Origin of the sequence: Hwanghaeella grinnelliae (assembly GCF_004005845.1) — a bacterium.
GTDB classification, from domain to species: Bacteria; Pseudomonadota; Alphaproteobacteria; order UBA8366; family Aestuariispiraceae; genus Hwanghaeella; species Hwanghaeella grinnelliae.
In genome coordinates this window covers 1,322,290-1,343,555 of sequence record NZ_SADE01000002.1, presented here as the reverse complement: position 1 = coordinate 1,343,555, position 21,266 = coordinate 1,322,290, and the positions used below count along the sequence as shown (strand labels likewise).

Annotated in this window: 21 protein-coding genes; 8 read left to right on the top strand and 13 right to left on the bottom strand. The window is 58.7% G+C overall.

Features of this window, described 5'->3' with window-relative positions:
* The first annotated feature begins 31 nt into the window (after nucleotides 1–31).
* Both EOI86_RS17005 and EOI86_RS17000 read left to right on the top strand, forming a co-directional pair.
* Nucleotides 32–754 (top strand): transporter substrate-binding domain-containing protein, encoded by a 723-nt coding sequence (locus EOI86_RS17005; protein ID WP_127766336.1) that lies wholly within the window; start codon nucleotides 32–34, stop codon nucleotides 752–754.
* Between the two features lie 90 nt (nucleotides 755–844).
* Nucleotides 845–2,518 (top strand): glycoside hydrolase family 13 protein, encoded by a 1,674-nt coding sequence (locus tag EOI86_RS17000; RefSeq protein WP_127766335.1) that lies wholly within the window; start codon nucleotides 845–847, stop codon nucleotides 2,516–2,518.
* 55 nt (nucleotides 2,519–2,573) lie between these two features.
* Here the strand turns inward: EOI86_RS17000 and EOI86_RS16995 are convergent, their stop codons facing one another.
* The 5 genes from EOI86_RS16995 to EOI86_RS16980 all read right to left on the bottom strand — a co-directional run bounded on the left by EOI86_RS16995 (nucleotide 2,574) and on the right by EOI86_RS16980 (nucleotide 6,663).
* Nucleotides 2,574–3,170: a LysE family translocator gene (locus EOI86_RS16995; protein WP_127766334.1), complete on the bottom strand. Its 597-nt coding sequence runs from the start codon at nucleotides 3,168–3,170 to the stop codon at nucleotides 2,574–2,576.
* 99 nt (nucleotides 3,171–3,269) lie between these two features.
* Nucleotides 3,270–3,395 carry a hypothetical protein gene (locus EOI86_RS24895; RefSeq protein WP_275668593.1) on the bottom strand — a complete coding sequence of 42 codons (126 nt, stop codon included), beginning with the start codon at nucleotides 3,393–3,395 and terminating at the stop codon, nucleotides 3,270–3,272.
* 82 nt (nucleotides 3,396–3,477) lie between these two features.
* Nucleotides 3,478–3,825, bottom strand: coding sequence for a hypothetical protein (locus EOI86_RS16990; RefSeq protein ID WP_205032228.1), 348 nt, complete (start codon nucleotides 3,823–3,825; stop codon nucleotides 3,478–3,480).
* Between the two features lie 210 nt (nucleotides 3,826–4,035).
* On the bottom strand, nucleotides 4,036–5,007 hold the full coding sequence (locus tag EOI86_RS16985; RefSeq protein ID WP_127766333.1) for an alpha/beta hydrolase: 972 nt from the start codon (nucleotides 5,005–5,007) through the stop codon (nucleotides 4,036–4,038).
* A gap of 21 nt (nucleotides 5,008–5,028) precedes the next feature.
* On the bottom strand, nucleotides 5,029–6,663 hold the full coding sequence (locus EOI86_RS16980) for an FMN-binding glutamate synthase family protein (RefSeq protein ID WP_127766332.1): 1,635 nt from the start codon (nucleotides 6,661–6,663) through the stop codon (nucleotides 5,029–5,031).
* Between the two features lie 201 nt (nucleotides 6,664–6,864).
* Between EOI86_RS16980 and EOI86_RS16975 the strand changes: the two genes are divergently transcribed.
* The gene (locus tag EOI86_RS16975) at nucleotides 6,865–8,574 is read left to right on the top strand and encodes a thiamine pyrophosphate-binding protein (RefSeq protein WP_127766331.1); all 1,710 of its coding nucleotides are present in this window, start codon (nucleotides 6,865–6,867) and stop codon (nucleotides 8,572–8,574) included.
* Between the two features lie 89 nt (nucleotides 8,575–8,663).
* Nucleotides 8,664–9,920, top strand: a complete 1,257-nt coding sequence (locus tag EOI86_RS16970) for a D-amino acid dehydrogenase (protein WP_127766330.1) — start codon at nucleotides 8,664–8,666, stop codon at nucleotides 9,918–9,920.
* 80 nt (nucleotides 9,921–10,000) lie between these two features.
* Here EOI86_RS16970 and EOI86_RS16965 read toward each other — a convergent pair whose 3' ends face one another.
* Entirely contained in the window at nucleotides 10,001–11,197 is a 1,197-nt protein-coding gene (locus tag EOI86_RS16965; protein ID WP_127766329.1) for an MFS transporter, read from the bottom strand.
* An 84-nt stretch (nucleotides 11,198–11,281) separates the two neighbouring features.
* Here EOI86_RS16965 and EOI86_RS16960 point away from each other — a divergent pair, with 84 nt between their 5' ends.
* A complete protein-coding gene (locus EOI86_RS16960; protein ID WP_127766328.1) occupies nucleotides 11,282–12,238 on the top strand; it encodes a GlxA family transcriptional regulator in 957 nt (318 codons plus the stop codon).
* Between the two features lie 48 nt (nucleotides 12,239–12,286).
* Nucleotides 12,287–12,694 (top strand): GFA family protein, encoded by a 408-nt coding sequence (locus tag EOI86_RS24970; protein WP_127766327.1) that lies wholly within the window; start codon nucleotides 12,287–12,289, stop codon nucleotides 12,692–12,694.
* Between the two features lie 450 nt (nucleotides 12,695–13,144).
* On the opposite strand, the gene EOI86_RS16950 is transcribed toward EOI86_RS24970, so the two are convergent.
* The 5 genes from EOI86_RS16950 to EOI86_RS16930 all read right to left on the bottom strand — a co-directional run bounded on the left by EOI86_RS16950 (nucleotide 13,145) and on the right by EOI86_RS16930 (nucleotide 17,955).
* Nucleotides 13,145–13,816 carry an ABC transporter ATP-binding protein gene (locus tag EOI86_RS16950; RefSeq protein ID WP_127766326.1) on the bottom strand — a complete coding sequence of 224 codons (672 nt, stop codon included), beginning with the start codon at nucleotides 13,814–13,816 and terminating at the stop codon, nucleotides 13,145–13,147.
* Complete coding sequence (locus EOI86_RS16945) at nucleotides 13,816–14,562, bottom strand: ABC transporter ATP-binding protein (protein ID WP_127766325.1); 747 nt, start codon at nucleotides 14,560–14,562, stop codon at nucleotides 13,816–13,818. The genes EOI86_RS16950 and EOI86_RS16945 overlap by 1 nt, the downstream gene beginning before the upstream one ends.
* Complete coding sequence (locus EOI86_RS16940; protein ID WP_127766534.1) at nucleotides 14,559–15,554, bottom strand: branched-chain amino acid ABC transporter permease; 996 nt, start codon at nucleotides 15,552–15,554, stop codon at nucleotides 14,559–14,561. Before EOI86_RS16940 ends, EOI86_RS16945 begins: the two co-directional genes overlap by 4 nt.
* On the bottom strand, nucleotides 15,554–16,453 hold the full coding sequence (locus tag EOI86_RS16935) for a branched-chain amino acid ABC transporter permease (RefSeq protein WP_127766324.1): 900 nt from the start codon (nucleotides 16,451–16,453) through the stop codon (nucleotides 15,554–15,556). Before EOI86_RS16935 ends, EOI86_RS16940 begins: the two co-directional genes overlap by 1 nt.
* Before the next feature lie 113 nt (nucleotides 16,454–16,566).
* Nucleotides 16,567–17,955 (bottom strand): ABC transporter substrate-binding protein, encoded by a 1,389-nt coding sequence (locus EOI86_RS16930; RefSeq protein WP_205032227.1) that lies wholly within the window; start codon nucleotides 17,953–17,955, stop codon nucleotides 16,567–16,569.
* A 164-nt stretch (nucleotides 17,956–18,119) separates the two neighbouring features.
* Here EOI86_RS16930 and EOI86_RS16925 point away from each other — a divergent pair, with 164 nt between their 5' ends.
* On the top strand, nucleotides 18,120–18,806 hold the full coding sequence (locus tag EOI86_RS16925) for a DUF2848 domain-containing protein (RefSeq protein ID WP_127766323.1): 687 nt from the start codon (nucleotides 18,120–18,122) through the stop codon (nucleotides 18,804–18,806).
* 25 nt (nucleotides 18,807–18,831) lie between these two features.
* Nucleotides 18,832–19,530: a GntR family transcriptional regulator gene (locus EOI86_RS16920; RefSeq protein WP_127766322.1), complete on the top strand. Its 699-nt coding sequence runs from the start codon at nucleotides 18,832–18,834 to the stop codon at nucleotides 19,528–19,530.
* 3 nt (nucleotides 19,531–19,533) lie between these two features.
* On the opposite strand, the gene EOI86_RS16915 is transcribed toward EOI86_RS16920, so the two are convergent.
* Nucleotides 19,534–20,877: an amidase gene (locus EOI86_RS16915; RefSeq protein WP_127766321.1), complete on the bottom strand. Its 1,344-nt coding sequence runs from the start codon at nucleotides 20,875–20,877 to the stop codon at nucleotides 19,534–19,536.
* Nucleotides 20,877–21,263, bottom strand: a complete 387-nt coding sequence (locus tag EOI86_RS16910; protein WP_127766320.1) for a cupin domain-containing protein — start codon at nucleotides 21,261–21,263, stop codon at nucleotides 20,877–20,879. Before EOI86_RS16910 ends, EOI86_RS16915 begins: the two co-directional genes overlap by 1 nt.
* Between the last annotated feature and the right edge of the window lie 3 nt (nucleotides 21,264–21,266).

Sequence of the window (21,266 nt, the reverse complement as noted above, 5' to 3'; positions counted from 1 at the left end):
TTCCCAGAAAAAACGCAGCAGGGGATAGGCCATGTCACGGGAAGCGACCGCGGAACTAGACGATCCGACAACACTTCGGGTCGGCATCAATCTTGGCAATATGCTTCTGGTGACGGACCGGAAGCCGGACGGCACACCCGTGGGCGTCGCGCCGGATATGGCCGCCCGGATCGCGGAGGCGCTCGGTACCGGTGTTGAATACGTATGTTACCCAACGCCGGGCGAGGTCGGCGACGCCATCGACACCTGGGATATCTGCCTGATCGCGATTGAGCCGAAGCGCGCCGAGATCATCGATTTTTGCGAAGCCTATGTTCAGATAGAGGCGACCTATCTTGTCCCCGCCGGATCGCCGCTGGAAAAGATCGAAGATGTGGACAAGCCGGGCGTGAAAATCGCCGTCCCGGCCCGCGCTGCCTATGACCTTTATCTGACCCGCACCTTGCAGCATGCCGAACTGGTTCATGGCCAGGGCCTGCCAGGCACGTTCGAAATGTTCAAGCAGGGTGGTCAGGACGCGCTGGCCGGCCTGACGCCGGCTCTATTGGAAAATGCCAAGGAGATGCCGGGCTCCCGCGTTTTGCCGGGCCGCTATACCGCCATCAAACAGTCTGTCGGCACCAAACACGGCAAGCCGGCATTGAAGGCTGTTATCGAAAAGGTCCTGGCCGATGCCGTCGCCGACGGTACGGTGCAATCCTTGATCGACAAGCATGGTGTCACTGGAAAGCTGGCCGTCGCAACGGACGACTAGCCCTAGTTCTGGCCGGGCCTGTCCCCACCGGGCGACATCCGGACGGGGCTCGCGCCCCTCACCCCACTCCCATTCCTGACAGGAGAGCTCATGGCAAACCTGGAAACTTCCCAAACCTCCTCGCCCAACACCGCCGAACGGTGGTGGCACAGGGCCACCGGATATCAGGTGTATCCGCGCAGCTTCGCCGACAGCAACGGTGATGGCGTGGGCGATATTCCCGGCATCATTTCCAAGTTGGGCCACTTGTCGGATTTGGGCATCGGCTTCATCTGGCTTTCCCCGGTCTACGCGTCGCCGATGATCGACAACGGCTATGATATTTCGGACTACCGCAATATCGCGCATGAATTCGGCACGCTTGAGGACATGGACCATTTGATTGCCGCCGCTAAGGACCGTGGCATCGGCATCGTCATGGACTTGGTCGTCAACCACACCTCATCCCTTCACGCTTGGTTCCAGCGTGCCAGAACATCCCGCGACCTGCCGGAACACGACTTCTACATCTGGCGTGATCCGGGTCCCGACGGCGGGCCGCCGGACGACATGCGGGCCTATTTCGGCGGGCCGGCCTGGACCTATGTGGAGGAGGTCGACCGATACTACTTCCATTATTTCAGCCCGGCCCAGCCGGATCTGAACTGGCAGAATGCCGACTTGCGGGCTGCAATCTACGACATGATGAGCTGGTGGCTCGACCGCGGCATCGCAGGCTTCCGGATGGATGTCATCGACCTGATCGGCAAGGATGTCGACGCGCGGATATATGAAGAAGGCCCCGACCTTCATCCGTTGATTCAGGAAATGCACCGGAAGGTTCTGGCCGGACGGGATATCCTGACCGTCGGCGAAACCTGGTCGGCTTCGACCGACACAGGGCTGCTCTATTGTGGTCGTGACCGCAAAGAGATCGATATGGTCTTCGAATTCTCGCATATCCGAGACGGTTGGCATCCGGACCTAGGAAAATTTGCGGCGCATCCGTTCAATCTGGTGACCTTCAAACGCACGCTCTTCGCCTGGCAGGAATTGATACGCGACGAGGGCTGGCACGCGCTGTTCCTGTCCAATCACGACCTGCCGCGCCAAGTGTCCTACTACGCAGACGATGGCGAGCATCGCCGCGCCAGCGCCAAGATGCTGGCCACCGTGATGCATCTGTTGAAAGGCACGCCCTTCATCTACCAAGGCGAAGAAATCGGTATGACAAACGCCAAGTTCGAGCGTATCGACCAGTATCGTGACCTGGACACGCTGAACCATTTCGAGGAGCAGGTCGCCCTCGGCGTTCCGCCGGAAACATTCATCGCCGGGGCGAACCGCAACAGCCGTGACAATGCACGCACGCCGATGCAGTGGAATTCCGCGCCCCATGGCGGCTTCACAACGGGAACGCCCTGGATCGAAGCCAATCCGAATGCGCATGAGATCAACGTCGAACAGGACCTGATCCATCCCGAGAGTATTTTCGATCACTATCGCCAGCTGATCCAAATTCGGAAGGACCATGATGTTGTCGTCTTCGGGCACACCGTTCCGCTATTGCTGGACGATCCCGATATTCTGGCCTACCAGCGGAAATTGGGTGACGAAACGCTGCTGGTGGCCGGCAATTTCAGCGATAAGCCCCGCCGAGCCGAGCTTCCCGGCGAGGTCTGCGGCACCGGTGAATGCCTGATCCATTCCCATGACGTGCGCAACAAGGTCGACCGCGACTTGGCTTTGGCGCCCTATGAAAGCTTTGCGATCCTGATGAAGTAGTACACGTCGATCCAGCAAGGGGCTGCGGGGTCGTCGACGAGACGGCCGTGACCTGTCAGGCAAAGCACATCCAAATCGCGACGGCCGTTAAGACCGTGCCGAAAGTCATGTTCAGCATTCTGGCGCTGCCCGCTTGGGCAAAACATTTCGAAAGTCTGCCGCCAATTGCCGTCCATACGGAAAATGCGAGAAAATTGTTCAATGTAAACACGGTCGTGATCGCAAGAATGAGGGGAAGGTGCTCTTCGTCCGGCGCGCGCAGAAACTGTGTGAACATCAGCGCTATGATCACGTAGGCCTTGGGGTTGAGGAGAAGCAGAACGGCGCCATCCATGAATGACGCCGGGCGCGCATCGGCGGGGTTGTCGGCAACACCGGAGAAGAACATTTTCCAGGCAATCCGAAGAACGTAGAGCGTTCCCGCTATTTTAAGGACAAGGAAAACGTCAGGTGAATTCTGAAGAGTCGTCATCAGCCCCAAGCCGATGAGCACTGTCACGAGCCATGTCGCAATGTGATATCCGACATTCGCCGGGATCGTTGCAAGCATGCCGAAACGCGCACCGTTGGCGGCGAAGAATATGTTCCCGGGCCCCGGACTGTAGGCGAGTGGAAACAGGAAAAGAACAAGCGAGAATAGCGTTTCGATCATGGCGGCATCTCCTTGTTCACAAGGGAACATGCCTATGATCCAGCAGCCACCCGGTTCTTGCGCACAGCGAACGCCGTTACCGAGGGCATCATCACGGTTTCAGCGTTCGCCACCTTTTTTCAGAAACCGCTGCTCGTCGTTGTCGGTTGACTGCAGCGCCGCCAGGATGCGGACATTTTCCAGCGCGATAACGCTCTGATCGGCGAAGGTTTGGGCAAGCCGCATCGTCGCCTCCCCAAACGGTCGGACTTGCTGGCGATAGATCGTGGCGTACGACGGTTCCAGATACCGGAGCGTCAGCTCGTCTTCAATCCACCAAGGTCTGCTGGTGCGTCAGACGAAGCCACGTGTCGTCGTCCTTCAGATAGGTCGAGGTGCAGAGCGCTTCATACGTCGGCTCGTCACCCCGATCGGCGGCGACGGAATAGGCCAAAATGGCAATCTTGTCTTGGATAGAAATATAGCGTTCGCTCATCTCAACCGACCGCCAACGCTGTGCGACGTTCTTTTCTCTCCACACGTCGGCGCCGTGAAGAATTCCGGCAGGGTAAGGAAAGACAATGACCCCGTTTTCCGCCGTCATGTGACGGGCACCGTCGGCGCCTTCCGTCCAGAAGCGTTCTTCCAGATCCCATATTGTGCTCTCGGTGGTCATGCGGCGCGCCTTTCTAAAACAAGTTATAGGGCCAGGAGAAAACCGCGAAGCGGCGTAGCCCAGTGCCGGCGCAGGTCAGGTTCAGCCCTTCACGTAGCAGGTTGACCCGGCGCCGACCGCAGATGCGGCAGCGGGGCCAAGTGCGAAAATCGTGTGGACCGCGACAATTCTTGTCGAAACAGGCTCCGTCAAGAGATCCTGCTGGAATCGCTACCCGACATTTAGACCGAGGAAGGCATTTGCTTCTGCAAAAACTTGCGGTGCGCGATTTTCGGCGCTGACGAAATGCCCACCATCGGCGATTTCCACATAGTGGCGGGCATCCGTCCCCAGCTTGTCGAAAAGCGCCAGGGCATCGGACCTTGTAGAGGTCATGTCGGCCCCGCCGCGCAGAAGCAGCGTCGGACAGGTGATCGCCGCGGGGTCGTACAATGCGCGACCGTTGAACGCCTCCCACAGATCCAGAAAGGTTCCGTTGGGTGCGCGGAAAGCCGGTGGAGTCTGCTTCTTCGCCAATGGGTCATCCGCCAGCGACGCCTGAAACATCGCCGTCAGAACAGCGTCGTCACGGCGGGTCACGCCGGGTGGCGATTCCTCGTCCCAACGCAGCCGCGTCGTTTCCTCGTTCACCCAGCGGCACGCGCCGAAACCCGGATTGATCCTGGATGGCTCTTTCGGATCGGCCAGAAGGGTGAGCCAACCTTGGTTCCGTTCCGCGAAAATCGGTGCGTACAGGATCAGGCGTTCGACCTTGCCCCGTCCGATGGTCGCGGCATAGCGGGCTGTAGTGATCGACCCCCATGACCCGCCGCCCAGCGCTACGCGGCCCGCCCCGTGCCGTGCGATCAACCACGTCACCGCATCGTCGATATCCCGCAGCGCCTGGTCGCCCGTGGCGTAGGGACTATCCGCGTCTTCCATGACCTGCGAGCGCGATTGTCCGTAACCGCGAATATCCAGCGCATAGGCGGCGAACCCCGCTTCCGCGATCGCCTGAAGCCAGCTCGCGCCGGGATGAGCCACGTCATAAAGCGGGCTGGCATAGGTTGCGCCATGCACGAGCAGCACCGGCGGACAGGCCAAAGGATCCTTCCCGACCGGCGCACGCAGACGTAAGTGAAGACGCAATCCCGGCTCGTCGCCGGACTCTATGAAATGTGACGACGCGGCATCGGAAGTCATCGAACCCTCCCCCAACTTTCCTCAAATCTCGTCATACTGGACCTTTTTGCCCGTCCTGGCGGCAGCAAGGTCCAAGGCAGGTTTGAAGCTGTCGGCACGAGCGGCCGCCCACCAATCGGCATAGATTGTATCTTCAGGTTCCTCCAACAGAATGCCTTTCGGCAGGAAGGTCCTGATCTTGTCCATCGGCACCGCACGCTCGGTCCCGACACGGTGCATCAGATGGTGCGGTTGAAGGTCACTTGGATGTTTGAACCCGGCGGAGGCCACAATGTCGGATAACGCCAGAAGAGTCTTTTCGTGGAAGCGCGCCGCGCGCTCGCCCTGTACCTCTGGCACAAGCCCGCGCTGCCTGCCGGCATCCTGCGTCGTGACGCCGGTCGGACATGTTCCCAGATGACAGCGTTGCGCTTGGATGCAGCCGATCGACAGCATGAAGGCGCGCGCGGCGTTGCACCAGTCGGCACCCTGCGCGATGGCATAGGCCAGCCCCATGCCGGAATACATCTTGCCGCTGGCGGCCAGCTTCACATCTTCCTTGAGGCCCGCCCCTTCAAGCGCGTTGCGCATAAGCACCAACCCTTCCGACAGGGGCATTCCCACCCAATCGGACAATTCAAGCGGGGCCGCACCGGTTCCCCCTTCACCACCGTCGACGACGATGAAATCGGGCCTGATGCCGGTTTCCAGCATCGCCTTGACCAAGGCAAAGGGCTCGTGCGGATGACCGATGCACAACTTCACGCCAATCGGCTTTCCGCCTGACAGATCCCGCATACGGGCCGCGAACTCCATCAATTCGATGGGCGTGGAGAAGGCCGAATGGCCACGCGGCGAAAGACAGTCCTGATGCGCGGGAACACCGCGAACCCGGGCGATCTCCTCCGTCACCTTGGCGGCGGGCAACATACCTCCATGGCCCGGCTTGGCGCCTTGCGACAATTTGATTTCCGTCATTTTGACCGCGTCCCGCTGGGCCGTGTCCTTGAACTTTTCCGGATCGAAATTTCCATCCTTGTCGCGTGCGCCAAAATAGCCGGAGCCTAGCTCCCAGACCACATCCCCGCCCGGCTCCAAATGATAGGCCGACAGGCCGCCTTCCCCGGTGTCGTGATAGAAGCCGCCTTTCTTGGCGCCGATATTGAGGGCCCTGACCGCATTGGCGGACAACGCCCCGAAACTCATTGCCGAGATGTTGAGGAGCGAGGCGGAATAGGGTTGCTTGCACTGATCGTTCCCGACCATGACGCGCGGCTTTTCATCCGGGTTCGGTTCCGGGGCGATGGAATGACCGATCCAGTAATATTCCTCACTATCGACATCTCTTTCCGTTCCAAAAGGGTGCGTATCGGTTTCCCCTCGCGCCCTGGTATGAACAAGATTGCGGGCCTCGTATGAGTACGGGGTGCCATGCAGATCATCTTCGACGATGTAGGTGTGCAGATAGGGACGCAACTTGTAGAACAGCCACCGTATCCGACCCGCTACCGGGAAGTTCCGGGTAATCGTCCAACGATCCTGGAAATAATCATAAATCCCCAGCGCGACGATCGGGATGCACAACACCGCCAGCCATATCCATGAGAATAAGAGCGACAGAACCAAAACGGCGGCTGCAACGATTGGGATGATCGCGCGTTGAATTAAATCCAGCATTGATTGCCTCTCTATAAAGCTGTGGGGTGCGGGTTTCGTTGAGAGGGCGCGGCCCCAAGAAGGTGTTGCCCGCTCTACATTTAACGCACAGGTCGGGGTAAGGTCGCAAATTTCCTCTCCGCTCGACCGAGCGCACCGACCCGTGTAACTCTTGTCCCTCGGCCAAATAGCAAAAATGGGGGGCCTTTCGTGGATGTGCAAATGAACGGCGCGCAAGTCATCTTAAAAATGTTGGAACTGCATGGCGTTCGGCATGTCTTCGGCCTACCCGGCGAAACCACCATCGGCTGGTACAAAGAATGGCGGCGCCATTCGGATATCGAATTCGTCCTGACCCGGGACGAGCGCACCGCATCCTACGCGGCGGAATCCTATGCGAAGATCACCGGCCGTCCCGCCGTACTGGAAGCACCCAGCCCCGGCGTCACCCATTGCACGCCGGGCATCACGGAAGCCTATCTCAGCTCTGTCCCGATCATCTTTTTCAGTTCGGATATTCCCGTGAATGCGGACAAGCGGCATGGTCTGACCGGCGTCGACCAGACCGCCCTATACGACAGTATCAGCAAGGAATCCTTCACCCTTACCGACGTGAAGGACATCCCGTTCCTGATGCGCCGTGCCTTTCGGGTCGCCACCTCCGGCCGTCCCGCGCCGGTTCATATCCGCGTTCCGGCGAATATCTTCCACGAGACGGCTGAGTTAACCGATCTCTATGCCGAACCGGAATACGCGACCTATCCGGCGCACCGGCCAGTCGCCGATCATGGCAAAATCCGCGCTGCGATGGATCTGCTGATCTCGGCGGAAAAGCCGGTCATCGTCTGCGGCCAAGGCGCGCTGATCTCGCACGCCACCGAAGCCGTGCTCGCCCTTGCCGAACTGTTGCAGATACCCGTCGGCACGACCACGCCGGGCAAAGGGACCATTCCGGAAACGCATCCGCTGTCCCTGCGCGTCGTCGGCGCGCGCGGCGGGATGGAATATGCGAACCACACTGTCCGGGACGCCGACCTGATCTTCTTCGTCGGCACGAACACGGACTCGGCCGGTACGGACCACTGGAAACTCTATGGCGACCCGGCGTCGAAGACTTTCCTGCAGTTGGACATCGCTGAGGCCCATATCGGCAACAATTTTCCGCTGAAAGTCGGCTTGGCCGGCGATGCCCGCGCCACGCTCGATTACATGGTGGAATTGATCCATCGCGAGCATCCCGGTCTGGTGCGGGAGAAGATCGATCTGAACCCGATGAAGCGGACCGCACTGGACACGGTCTTCAATTCCAACATCCAGATGCCGGAAGGGACAATCTCCCCGGTGAAACTGACGCAGGCATTGGACGCGATGCTGCCGGCGAATGCGATCGTCACGGCGGAACCCGGCGTCAGCGCGATCTACCCCTCCGCGCTTTTGTCCATTCGCGAAGCCGGGCGGCGGTACATCACCAATTATTCGATGGGCGCGCTGGGCTATTCGGTACCGGCGGGAATCGGGGCGTCTTTCGCTTCCGACGGTCCGGTGATCTCGTTTACCGGAGACGGATCGCTCGGCTTTGTGCTGGGCGATTTCGAAACGATCCGCCGGTCGGGCAAGAACGTCACCGTCATTCTGACCCGGAACGACACCTTCGGCTGGATCAGGGGCGAGGCTATTCTGCTGGATGAGGTGGACGAGCCTTGGTCGACCGACTTCGGACCGGTCGACTATGTGAAAGTGGCGGAAGGCTTCGGTTTCCAGACGGCCAGGATCACGTCCGAAAGCGAGATCGAGTCGACGCTTCGAGACGCGATTGAGAACCCCGGCGCGAACTTCATCGAGGTCATGGTGCCTAGCCAGGACAAGATCGTCCCCTTCGTACCCAACTGGGTGGACGCCGCAAAGGAAAAAGGTCTTCCGTATTTCAGTTGAGCGACGGTCTTCAGATCCCCCTATTGTTTTGCACTTAGCCTCGGTATGATCGGTAAAAGAACACCGATTGTTATTGGGGGTATGGCTGAATGAAAGTCATCGTGTTGGGTGCCGGTGTGATCGGCGTGACCACGGCCTATTATCTGGCCCGTGCGGGGGCCGAGGTTCTGGTGCTGGACCGCCAGCGCGAGCCCGGCTTGGAAACCAGCTATGCAAATGCGGGTGAGCTTTCCTACGGCATGACTTCCCCCTGGGCTGCGCCCGGCATTCCCATGAAGGCCGTCAAATGGCTGTTCATGCGCCACCGGCCGCTTTTCATTTATCCCATGGTCAGCCCCCGCATGTGGTCCTGGGGCCTGCAGATGCTCGCCAATTGCAATGAAGAGGCTTACCGGATCAACAAATCCCGCATGGTCCGTGTGTCGAATTACAGCAAGCAGGCCCTGAAGGACCTGCTGGCCGACGTGCCGCTGGACTTCGACTTGCGCGAACAAGGCACGCTGCAATTGTTCCGAACCCAGAAGCAGCTCGACGGGTCGAAGGCCGACCAGGACGTGCTCGCTGAGTTCGATTCCCCCTTCGAGGTCCTGGACAAGGACGGCTGCATCGCCGTCGAACCGGGCCTGCAACACGTGAAGGAGAAATTCGTCGGCGGCTTGCGGCTGACGGCCGACCGCACCGGGGACTGCCGCATGTTCACGCAGGGCCTGGCGAAGAAGGCCGAGGCAATGGGTGTGCAATTCCATTACAATGTGAACATCCAGGGCGTTACCACCGGCATGGACCGTGTGGAGAAAGTGTTGACCGACGAAGGCACACATGAGGCGGATGCCTTCGTCTGCTGCATGGGGCCCTTCGCGCCCAGCCTGTTGCGGTCAATCGGCATCGATGCCCCGATCTACCCGATCAAGGGCTATTCGATCACGCTGCCGGTCACCGACGGGGACGCCGCGCCGCAATCGACCATCATGGACGAGACGCACAAGGTTGCGATCACCCGTCTTGGCGACCGTATCCGTGTCGCCGGCCAGGCGGAGATCGCCGGTTATTCCGCGAAGCTCGGCGCACACAAGACCGACACCGTGCGCTATGTGGTGAACGACCTGTTCCCGAAAGGCGGCGATGTTTCAAAGGCGGAAGGCTGGACCGGCCTGCGCCCGATGACGCCCGACGGCACGCCCGTGATCGGCAAAACGCGCTATGCCAACATGTTCCTGAATACCGGCCATGGCACGCTGGGCTGGACAATGGCTTGCGGATCGTCCCGCGCGGTCGCCGATGTGGTTATGGGCAAAACACCCGAGATCGACATGGATGGGCTGGAACTGACACGCTACGGCACCTGACGGCCATCGGTTTTGGCGATGGCCCCTGTGCGATAGGGAAAGTCCGTCAACGGCGACGCGGCGACCGGGTGTACCTTTCCTTATATCTGTTCCAGCCGGGCTTGTTTTCTGCCCATCGCAAGTATGACGAAGGTGATCAGCAGGACGGCCATTGTGACAAAGGCAAGCACCGCCCAGCCGTAACCGGTGACGACCAACCCGGCGGCGAAAGCGCAAACCGTGGACACAAGCGCAATGATCGTATCGTTGACCCCTTGTATCGCGGCCTTTTCCCCAGCCGTCACCGCACTGGCCAACAGGCTGGTCGCACCGATAAAGCCGAAATTCCAACCAACGCCCAGCAAGATCAACGACCCGTAAAAATGCGCGGCGGATAGGCCGGCCGCGGCGGCCAGGGCTGCAGCCAAAACCATCACAAGGCCCGCAATCGCTATCTGTTCCGCGCCGAAACGTTTGATCAGAAACCCTGTGAAAAAGCTCGGCGCGAACATCGCAACGACATGCCAGCGGATCACGTCGCCCGCGGTGGCCTCAACGAACCCGCAGCCTATCATCGCCAATGGCGTCGGTATCATCAGAAAGATCATGACGCCTTGGGATACGGCCGCGATTCCCACCGCCCTGCGTACCGGTCCCCGGCGAAGTTCGGACAGTGCGGAAAACCGCGTGATATTCAACTTGGGGCTCGGATCCTCGGTGCGCGGAATTCTAACCGCCGCAAGAGGCGTAATTCCGAACAGAAGAACAGCGGCCAAGGCGGCATAGGCACCAGCCAAAGGAATAGGGGCCAACGCGTCCTTGGCCATGATGAAAATCTCCGGACCGGCGATGGCGGCAACAAGGCCGGAGGTTAACATCAGCGATATCGCGACAGGCTGCCACTCTGTACTGACTACCTCGGCGGCGGCGAACCGGAAATACTGAAACGACGCCAGTGCTGCGCCCAGAACGAAATGGGCCGCACACAGCAGGACGAAACTATCGGCGATCAACGCATATGTCGCCAACAAGGCGCCGGTAATCGCAACGCAGCCCCCCGCCGCAAAGCCAATTCGCCGACCATAGCGCCCCATGAACAAGGAACACGGCGCAGCGGCCAGCAGTCCGGCCAATGTCTGAACAGAGGCCGGCAGCGTCACCAGACCCTCCGTCGGGGCCAGCATCAAGCCGGTCAATCCTCCCAGGATCAGCAGCATGGGCATGGCTACCCCAAGAATCGTATTGGCAAACAGCAAACCAATGAAGTTCACATTTCGGCTAATCCACATAACCTGCATTTGCAGAGTTCCTCTTGAACCGTATTGACAACCCGGCTTATAGGATGGTTTACGGTTGTCTTAAATGACATTCAGGCATCAAAAATGGACAATCCATTGGAACCTCGGAAAATTGACGTTTTGCTCTTTGACGGCGTCAACATGCTGGATGTGGCAGGGCCGGTTCAGGCCTTTGAAACCGCACGCGTTAACGACCGAAGGAAATACCAAACTCGGTTTGTTTCGCATGACGGGAAGACCGTACGGGCGTGTTGCGGATTGCGGTTGTCGGCGGACGCACGGTTTACGTCAGAATCGAGCAGCAACGACCTTTTGATTCCGGGCGGCAATGGGGTCGATGATCTGATTTCCGATACCGACCTTCTGGAAACCATAAAAAAGCACTCATCGGGTAAAGGACGCATTATCTCTGTATGTTCCGGGGCGCTTGTATTGGCGGCCGCTGGCGTTCTGGACGGAAAACAGGCGACCACCCATTGGTCGAGGCTGGACGACACAAGAAAGTATGCCGACGTCCGCTGGGATCTGGATCGCATCAGCATTTCACAGGGCAATATCTATACGTCCGCCGGGATAACGACGGGAATCGATCTGGCGCTTGCGATTATCCAACAGGATTGCGGGCCGTCCGCCGCGCTTGCCGTTGCGCGGGAGCTTGTCGTGCAACTGCGCCGCACCGGTGGCCAAAGCCAATACGCGTTTCACTTGGCGGGGCAGTTCACCAAGGATGAAACACTTGCGCAGCTCATTGAACGGATTGTCTCGCAGCCGCATCTGGATTGGTCGCTGGAAACCATGGCGGAAACCGCGCGGATGAATTCACGAACGCTGACGAGGTATTTCAAGCGCGATACACAGGAAACGCCGGCACACTTTGTCGAGAAAGTCCGGGTCGACCACGCGCGAAGTCTATTGCTGGAGGATCTTCCCCTCAAACAAGTTGCGGCAAGCAGCGGCTTCGGGGATCTGCAACGCATGCGCCGTGCTTTCCAGCGACAACTCGGCGTCCAAATCAGCGATTATCGAAACATGTTCGCATGATTGAAGTGCTCCAAAGACGGTAACGAAGCCCTGAAAGGAAATTTCCAGATGACGGAAAGCGTCCAGACCCGAACCGGGCATTGCCTTTGCGGGGCGTGCACTTTCGAACTTGTCGGCCCCCACAACTGGGTCGGGCATTGTCACTGCGAAAGTTGCCGTCGGGCGACGGCATCCCCTTTCACAACATGGATCGGCCACGAAGACGGGGGCTGGCGTTTCACGGGCGAACAGCCCGCAAGCTTCGTCAGTAGCCCGGGAAACACGCGCGGCTTCTGCGGCACATGCGGATCCCCGATGTTTTTCAAGTCGGGCAGGTACCCGACAGAAATGCATTTCTATGCGGCGCTTTTGACGGATTCCCGAACGGTTCAGCCCACGATCCACTTCCACGCGGATGAAATCCTTCCTTGGGTCCATCTGTCCGACGGGCTTCCATTCAAAGATCACAGTGTGTGAGTGCCCGTCGCACCCGCGATCGCGCCCCTTTCAAGCCCCATGCAAAGCCCGCACATACCGAGGCAACTGCCAAACTAGGCACCGGTTCCAAATTCCTCGACGATCCGCGCTTCAACGGCGCGAAGGCCGTCGCCGAGTTCGATTCTTGGGCGGCCTCGATGACAGCAACGTCAATGAGCAGGCCGAAGACATCTTTCGCATGCTTGATGCGCTGGCAACGGGGCGCGGCCGCGAGCACACTTGCCGTTGGAACCCAGCTTGGTCGTTTCCTGATAGGCAATAAGACACCCAAGGACATTCCGGTACTCTTGTCGGTCACTTCGCAAGACTGAGCACGGAACCGCCGTGCCGCAGTGTCGCCAGCAGGGCGCCTATTCCAGAGCGGAAAAGGGCGCCTTCATCGCGAAGACGCCCATTCCCTGCGGCGGATGCAGAACAAGTATGGGGACACTAGGCCGCTTCGCCGTGCTCCATCTCAATCAGGCCGCGTTCGATCTGGAGCGAATGGTCAGCAATCGACGACAGGAGTTCGGGACTCGATTCCGTGATCAGGAAGGCGATCTCGGGTCTTGCTTCTCGCAAGCGCTTGAGCGCCTGAGCATATTCGAGCGCGAGCGCAGGGGCGAGACCCTGGAAGGGTTCGTCGAGCAGCAACACGTGATCAGCAACCATCAAGGCGCGCCCAAGCGCGACCATTTTTCCCTGACCGCCCGACACGCCGCCGCCGGGTCGGTCACCCATTGTTTTGAGTTGAGGCAGGAGATCATAGACTTCGTTCAGCCGCCTTTGCCTTTCATCACGCTGCATACGTGTCGCATAGGCGGGCAAGAGAATGTTCTCCTCAACCGTGAAGGCCGGGATCAGACGTCTGTCCTCCGGTGCGTAACCGATGCCGAGCTTGGCCCGGCCATAGCCGGGATGTCGGTCGAGATCAGTCTTGCCCAGCATCAGTCTGCCACCGGTCTTGGTCTGCAGGCCCATCACCGTGCGCAGGGTCGTGGTCTTGCCGGCACCGTTCCGGCCAATCAGAACCGTTGTTTTGCCCGCCTCAAGATCAAAGCTCACACCACGCAGGATCTGCGCGCCTTCGATTGAGACGTCGAGATTTTTGATACTGAGCATCACACCACTCCCACGACGCGTTCAACCACCTTGGGGTCCTTTAGCACCTGAGCCGGATTCCCTTCGGCGATGATCTTGCCCGCATCCCAAACAACCACACGGTCCGCATAACGCCGGACCACCTCCATGTCATGTTCGACGAAAAGTGCCGTCATTTGCCTTGAACGCAGAGCGGCCATCAGCTTCTCCATGAGCGAAAACCGCTCTATGGCGCTGACGCCGCTGGTGGGCTCGTCGAGCAGCAGCAGTTTCGGGTTGAGCGCCAGGGCAAGGGTGATGTCGGCGAGCTTGCGCAAGCCCTCGGGCAACGTGCCGGTTATAGTTTCTGCGTGTCTTTCAAGCCCGAACAGGGCCAAGAGTTCCAGCGCTTCCTCTACATAGACTGAACGATTGAGCGGTTTTAACCCTTCCCAGATACCCCGACGCGATGCAATCGCCAGCATCACGTTTTCCAGAAGCGTCTGATCCGTGAAGAGCTGGGGGATCTGGAATGCCCTGGCGATCCCGAGGCGAGCAATCCGGCGCGGCGCCATCCCGGTGATAGGCTTTTCGCCAAGATAGACGGTTCCAGCCGTCGGACTCAGGTAACCCGTGCACATGTTCAGGAAGGTCGTCTTGCCCGAGCCGTTCGATCCGATGATGGCGAGAAATTCTCCCTCACGGATCTCAAGGTCGATACCATCGGCAGCCTTGACCCCGAAAAAGGCGAGTTCGAGCCCTTCGGCTCTTAATACGGGCTGGCTCATTTCGCCCCTCCTTCAATAGCCGTGTTCGGGGTGTCGCCGGTTTCCTCGTCGGCAGAGGCGCGCTTTGCCGGTTTACCCTCAAACAGGCCGAAAAGGCCCCGTGGCACGAAGAAGATGACAAGCAACAGCGTTGCACCGAGGATCATGTTCCAGGCATCCGCTGCAAAATCGACGGCAAAGGTATGGACGGCTTCAAGGAACACGGAGCCGATGAACGGTCCGGCGACACCGCCAATCCCACCCAGCACGGCGGTCAGCACCAGATGTCCGCTTTCGGTCCAATAGGCGTATTCTGGCAGGACGTGACCGATGGAAAGCGCGGCCATCGCGCCGCCAAGGCCCGCGAGCGCTGCTGAGATTGTGTAGGCGATCAACGTAATCGAATAAGCGGAGACGCCGAGATACTCAAGGCGGACCTCGTTGGTGTGTATGGCCTTGAGGCCATAGCCAAGCGGGCTTTTGAAATAGGCGCGTACTAGGAAACCGACGATCACCAACAAAGCGATGCAAACATAATACAGAACGCCGTCAAAGGCGGCCTTATCGAGCACATTGCCGAAAATAGCCGGCACAGAGACGCGCATGCCATCGGTGCCACCGGTCAATCCATAAAGTTTGGAGAAGAGAGCAAAAAGAACCATCGACACCGCGAGGTTGAGCATTGCGAAAAAAATCGCCCGGAACCGCACCAAGAACGATCCGACGATGAGCCCGACCAATGTCGCGACCAATGTCGAACCCAGCAGCAGCAAGGCAAGATCGCCGAGCATGTCGGATTTCATCATGAAGGCGGTGACATAGGCGCCGATCGCGAAGTACATAGCATGGCCAATCGAGATCAGCCCGCCACGCAGCAATAGGGCAACGCCGAGCGCGGCGAAACCCTTAGCGATGGCGATGGTAATGATGAACTGGCTCCAAGGCAGCACCACCGGTAGCAGCAGCAATGTGAGTACGGCTATGGCCGTGATGAGAGGCAGTAAACGCGTCATCATACCCTCCGAGTTTCTGCAACGCCGAACAAGCCCTGGGGACGGACCATCAACACGGCGAGCATGACGAGGTAGGGCGCTACTGAATCGAGCGCCGGAACAAAATAGACCGCCAGCACCTTGGCGGTAGCGACTATGACGGCGGCGATGGCTGCGCCTTCGATCTGGCCGAGCCCGCCGATGGCTGCAACGGCGAATGCAAGCACCATGGTTTCGGCGCCAAGCCCTGGGGCAACGCCGGTCGTCGGCGTGGCCAATGCGCCGCCGAGAGCAGCGAGAAACACTCCGATTGAGAAGGCAAGCATGAAAATTCGGTCGGTATTGATGCCCATGGCCTCGGAGACTTCCCTGTCCGCGACGACTGCGGCCAGAAGACGGCCCATGCGTGTACGCTTGATCAACAGCCTTAGGCCGATCAGGACGATTAAAGCGAGCACGATCAGCAAGATCTGATAGTTGAGATAAACAACGCCGCCAACCATGGTGACGCCCAGTAGCGTCATTGGAGTGTCCTGATAGAGCGACTGCACACCGAACACCATTCGCTGCAGATCTTCGAGAATCAGGAACAACCCAAATGTCACAAGGATTTGGATTGCCTCGCCCTTGCCATAGGTCCAGCGGACCAGCAAACGCTCGATGGTCGGTCCGAAAAGGGCGGCGACCAACGCGGCGCTGACCAGCAGGGCCGGGTAAGAAAGCCAGGGATTGGCTCCCACACTGACCAGCCACAGCCCGAGGCTCGCCGCGCCATAGGCGCCGATGGAATAGAAACTACCATGAGCGACATTGAGAATGCGCAGAACGCTGAAGACCAGTGTGAGGCCGACAGCGACAAAGAAGATAAGCGCCGCATTGGCGAGCCCGTCGACGAGCAGTGGGAGGATCGAATTGAGCATTGGTGTGCCTTGTGCGAGAGGTCTGCCGGCCCCAACCCGGTGGACATTCCGGTTACAGGGGCCGGCAAATCACTGTTTGGACCCGCTCCCAACCAGCAGGAGCAGGACGCCGGTTATTTGTACGATCCGGGTTTCGGAAGCGCTTTAAGGAAGGCGGAATCGAGAGTGCGGATCCATTCGACCGGTTCCTCGTCGATGGGTGCCATGAACACATCACCGTCATAGCGGACCATATCGGCAATCACCTTAAAGTCATAGGTGTCGGACTTTGCGGTGACGCCGATTACCTGATCGACGATACCGTCATTGTCTTCTCGAATGCGAACATGGCCGGTCATGGTGTCGACCTCCATACCTTTCATGGCGGCCGCGATCTCATCACGTGTCGGCCATTCGCCGCCTTTGGCGTCAATGGCCTTCTCGATTGCAGCCTTCATGACCACGAAGGCGTTGGCCATCTTCATAGCGGGAAAGACCGGATATTCGCCATATCGCTTGTGATAGGCCTCGGCAAAGGCAACGGTGTCGGCATTGGCCTGGGAATCGGGTGAAAGCCAGTAACCGTCTCCGAGCATGCCCACGATTACCCCTTCAGGCAGATCAACGCGCTGCAGCACGGTTTCACCAAGTGCCAGAATGACCTGACTTTGCATGAAAATCCCACGCGGCGAGGCCTGACGCACGAAATTCTCGAGATCGCCCCCCCAAAGATTAGAGAAGATCGCGTCGGGGCGGGCCGAGGAAAGACGGGATATTTCGGTTTGGTAGGTAGACGCCCCAAGTTTGGGGAAGAGTTCGGCAACGATCTCAACGTCCGGGGCAAATGTCTCGAACGCTGTTTTGACGATCTCCGCGGCGTCATGGCCGAAGGAATAATCTGGATTGATGATCGCCACGCGCTTCACGTCCGGATTGCGCTCTAGCAGATAAGCGACGAAGGCCGTGAATTCAGGGATGGTATTCCCGTTTGGCCGATAAGTATATTGAAGGCGATCATTCAAGAGGAGTTGGTGGGTGTCGCAGTTCCAAGCGATGGTCGGCATCTTAAGCTGCTCGCCCAGCGGGGCGAGCGCCAGGCAATTGCCGCTCGACAACGCTGCGACGGCAACCTGATTGGAGGGGTCTTCGGCCATCCGGCGGTATTCAGAGATAACGCCTTCAGCGCCCTGCGCCTCATCCACGAATTTGGCTTCGATCGGTAATCCACCAATGCCGCCATCGGCATTGATTCGCTCGATCATCAATTCGGCAGCTTGCTTGCCGGGCATGCCATAGGCGGCAGCAGGTCCCGACGTGAAAGTAAACACGCCGATATTGAGCGTGTCAGGATTGTCCTGAGCAACAGCAACGCTCGTGGTGAGCGCCAGCGCTGCAGCCGGCAGAACCGTTTTGGCCCATTGGCCAATCTTTCTTTTCATAATCCACTCCTTTTCGCCAAGCCTCCCGTTGCCCAGCAATTTGTTAGGTTTCGCCACAGCGCCATTCCCTTTCAAACCGGTCATCCGTTGACTTCCACCGGCAGACATGAATAAAACGCTTGTGATATTTCACCGCAACATCACCATGCGTGTTTGTCAAGAGAGTGTGCTGCAGCCCCGGCGAATGAGCGGGAAAACAGACGTTTCACACGGTGACGGGCCAATGGAAAAAGAAAGGCAAAGTGGTCATGGAAACGATCAACATCGACGTTGAAACGCTCAACGGCACAGAGGCCAAGGCGATCGAAGTAACCGACCTGGTCATCGCTGGCTGGGCTGGGAGAGACGCCGAAGCGATGGAACACCATATCCGTGAGCTTGAAGCGCTGGGCATTGCACGCCCGCGTGAGACGCCGATCTTCTATCGGGTCTCCGCGTCACGATTGGCGACAGAAGACGCCATCGAAGTTATGGGCGACGATTCCAGTGGTGAAGTGGAATGTGTGTTGACGAGCCACAACGGTAAGCTTTTTGTCGGTATTGGGTCAGATCATACCGACCGCAAGGTAGAGACCTTCGGGGTCACCGCGTCCAAACAAATTTGTGAGAAGCCCGTTTCGACCGTGTTCTGGCCTTTTGATGAAGTATCTGATCACTGGGACGAACTTGTGATCACTAGCTACGCGACCATCGGGGGTGAGCGGGTTCTCTATCAGAACGGGCCAGTCGCGGGCCTGCTACGGCCTGAAACTCTCATCAAAAAATACACCGACGGTGGCACTCTGCCGGACGGCACAATGATGTTCTGCGGCACGTTGCCTGCGATTGGTGGTATCAGGTCGGCATCGGATTTCGAATGTCGGTTGGTCGATCCTGTTCTCGCCCGTGAACTTGAATTACGGTATCATATTAAATCACTGGCCATTGCCGATTAGAAATGGCCCGATCGGATAGGGTACTATGCAGAATCTTGGGAACGGGACAGTTTCGTCTCGGCAAAACGGAAAACCCATTGAAAAGCGCAAATCCCTGCGCGATACGGCCTATGAAGAAATCAAACGCCGGATCGTGAGCTGCGAACTCAGGCCAGGCGAAGCCGTAACGGTCACTGAGCTGGCCGCTGAGCTTGAGTTGGGACGCACCCCGGTTATTCAAGCCATTGACCGGCTTACCGTAGACGGCCTAGTGGAAGTAATGCCTCGCAAGGGCGTTGTCGTTAGCCCCGTCAGTCTTGACGATTTCGTCGAAAACATCGAGATGCGGTTGATCAATGAAACCCAGGCCGTGCGGTGGGCGGCAGAAAAGGCGAGCCGAGACGATATCGCCCGCATTCGAAAAAATGTCGATGCGACCTGGAAAGCGGCAAATGCCCACGATATCGACGCAATGATCGCTCTTGATCGGGAGTTCCACCGCTCGATTACGGCGGCAGCTGGCAATTTGATCCTTTCGGAGTTCCTCGGCAATCTCCACGATAAAGCATTGCGCTTCTGGTTCATCTCGCTGCGCGCACCGGACCACAATATTCGGGTGTGCGAACAACACGCCGAAATATTGGCAGGAATCAAGAAGCATGATCCGGCTGCCGCCGAAAAGGCGATGCGCGAACATATCGCCTCGTTCCACGCTAACACCACAAACCAAATACTTAGAACCTGACGGTCAATACGTGCCGAGTACCCTCTCCACGGCCTGGGCTAGCCCGAGCAGCTTCTTGTCGGCCATCGTTTCACCCATCAGCATAAACCCGGCCGGCATACCGTTGCCCGTCGGCATTGGGACGGATATGGCGCAACGATCCAGGAAGTTGGCGATTGTCGGGTTTCGAAGAGCCAGCAAGTTGAGCCGCCCGTAGTCCGATTCGTCCATCAGATCAGCGATCAACGGGGCCTGTATGGGGGTGGTTGGCATCACAACTGCGTCAAATCCGGTCGTGATGGTATCGGCGTTGTCGATGATCTCCTGACGCGCATTCAACAGCGCCTCATATTCGCCCTCTTCTTGTTCGCGAGCCTTTTCGATTCTCACGCGTACACGCGGGTCGTATTCGACGCCATGCTCGGCGATCATTTCCTTATGCAGTCGCCAGGCTTCAGCACCGATGATGCCGCCGCGCGCATTCAGATCGGCGACGCGGTCAAAGTCGGGCAGGCTGATGTCTGTCAGGCGCGCGCCGGCTTGCTCGATCGCGCGCAGGGCCTTTTCGAACGCATCCGCCACGGCGGGTTCGATGCCGTCAAGCGCATAGTGCCTGAGTACACCGATCCTGAGACCGAAGAGTTCGTCGGGGATTTCGATCGGTGTCGCGTCGCCCGCCAGGATGGCATCGATCCGGATGCAGCAATCAACGGAGCGGGCAAGTGGGCCGATAGAGTCAAAGCTCTTTGACAGCGGGTAAGTACCCTGTTGGGGAACACGCCGGGCAGTAGGCTTGAACCCGACAATGCCGCAAAACGACGCCGGGATGCGGCAAGATCCGCCCGTATCCGTGCCTAGGCCCATAGCCGCCATACCGTCGGTCACAGATATTGCGGCACCCGAGGACGAACCGCCCGGAATGCGGCCACCTTCGCGATCCACCGGATTGCGTGGCGTGTCGTAATGCGGATTGATCCCGAGCCCTGAATAAGCGAACTCGGTCATGTTGGTGTGGCCGAGTATGACCAGGCCTGCCGCCCTAAGTCGCCGCACGACCTCGGCGTCTGTCTCGGCCGGCGGCGCGTTGCGCAGAACTGCCGATCCGGCCGTTGTGACCTCGCCCTCGATGTCGAAAAGGGCCTTGATGGAAACCGGGACGCCCGTGAGCGGCGAGGAGGCCTTGCCGGCCTTGCGGGCCTCGTCCATTGCCCGCGCTTGGGCGCGAACTCGTTCGGGGTCGGTTGACAAGAAGACCCGGCCGCCTTCACCCGCAGGGTCAGCGATCCGCTCGAGGCATTCATCAGCGAGGGCGAGGCTGGTAGCCTCGCCCTTTTCAAGTGCTTCAACCAATTCAGCAATCGGTTTCATCACTTGTCCTGATCGTAGTAATGTATCTCGAGAAGCACGCAACCGTTCTCCGATTTAAAGGGGCCATGATGTGCTCCTGGCGGCCGGCACGCATAGGTATTCGGTGCAAAACTTTCACCGCCCTCCCCGTTTTCGTCGTTCCCGACCGTCAGGTCGCCGGAGACAAGATAGACCTCCTCCCAATAGTCATGGACGAAGGGGGCGGTAGTGAAAATACCAGGCGCAAACCGCAACAGTCGCGTACGTGAGCCAAATTTCTGGTCTTCGTCGAGCGCGCCGGCGAGGATTTTCTGCTCGATACCCTTGGGATAGCCGGCTGGCACGTGCCACCCGTCGGCTTCCATGTCGACGGCGACGAATTCCTTGTGTTCCTTGTTAATTGTCATATC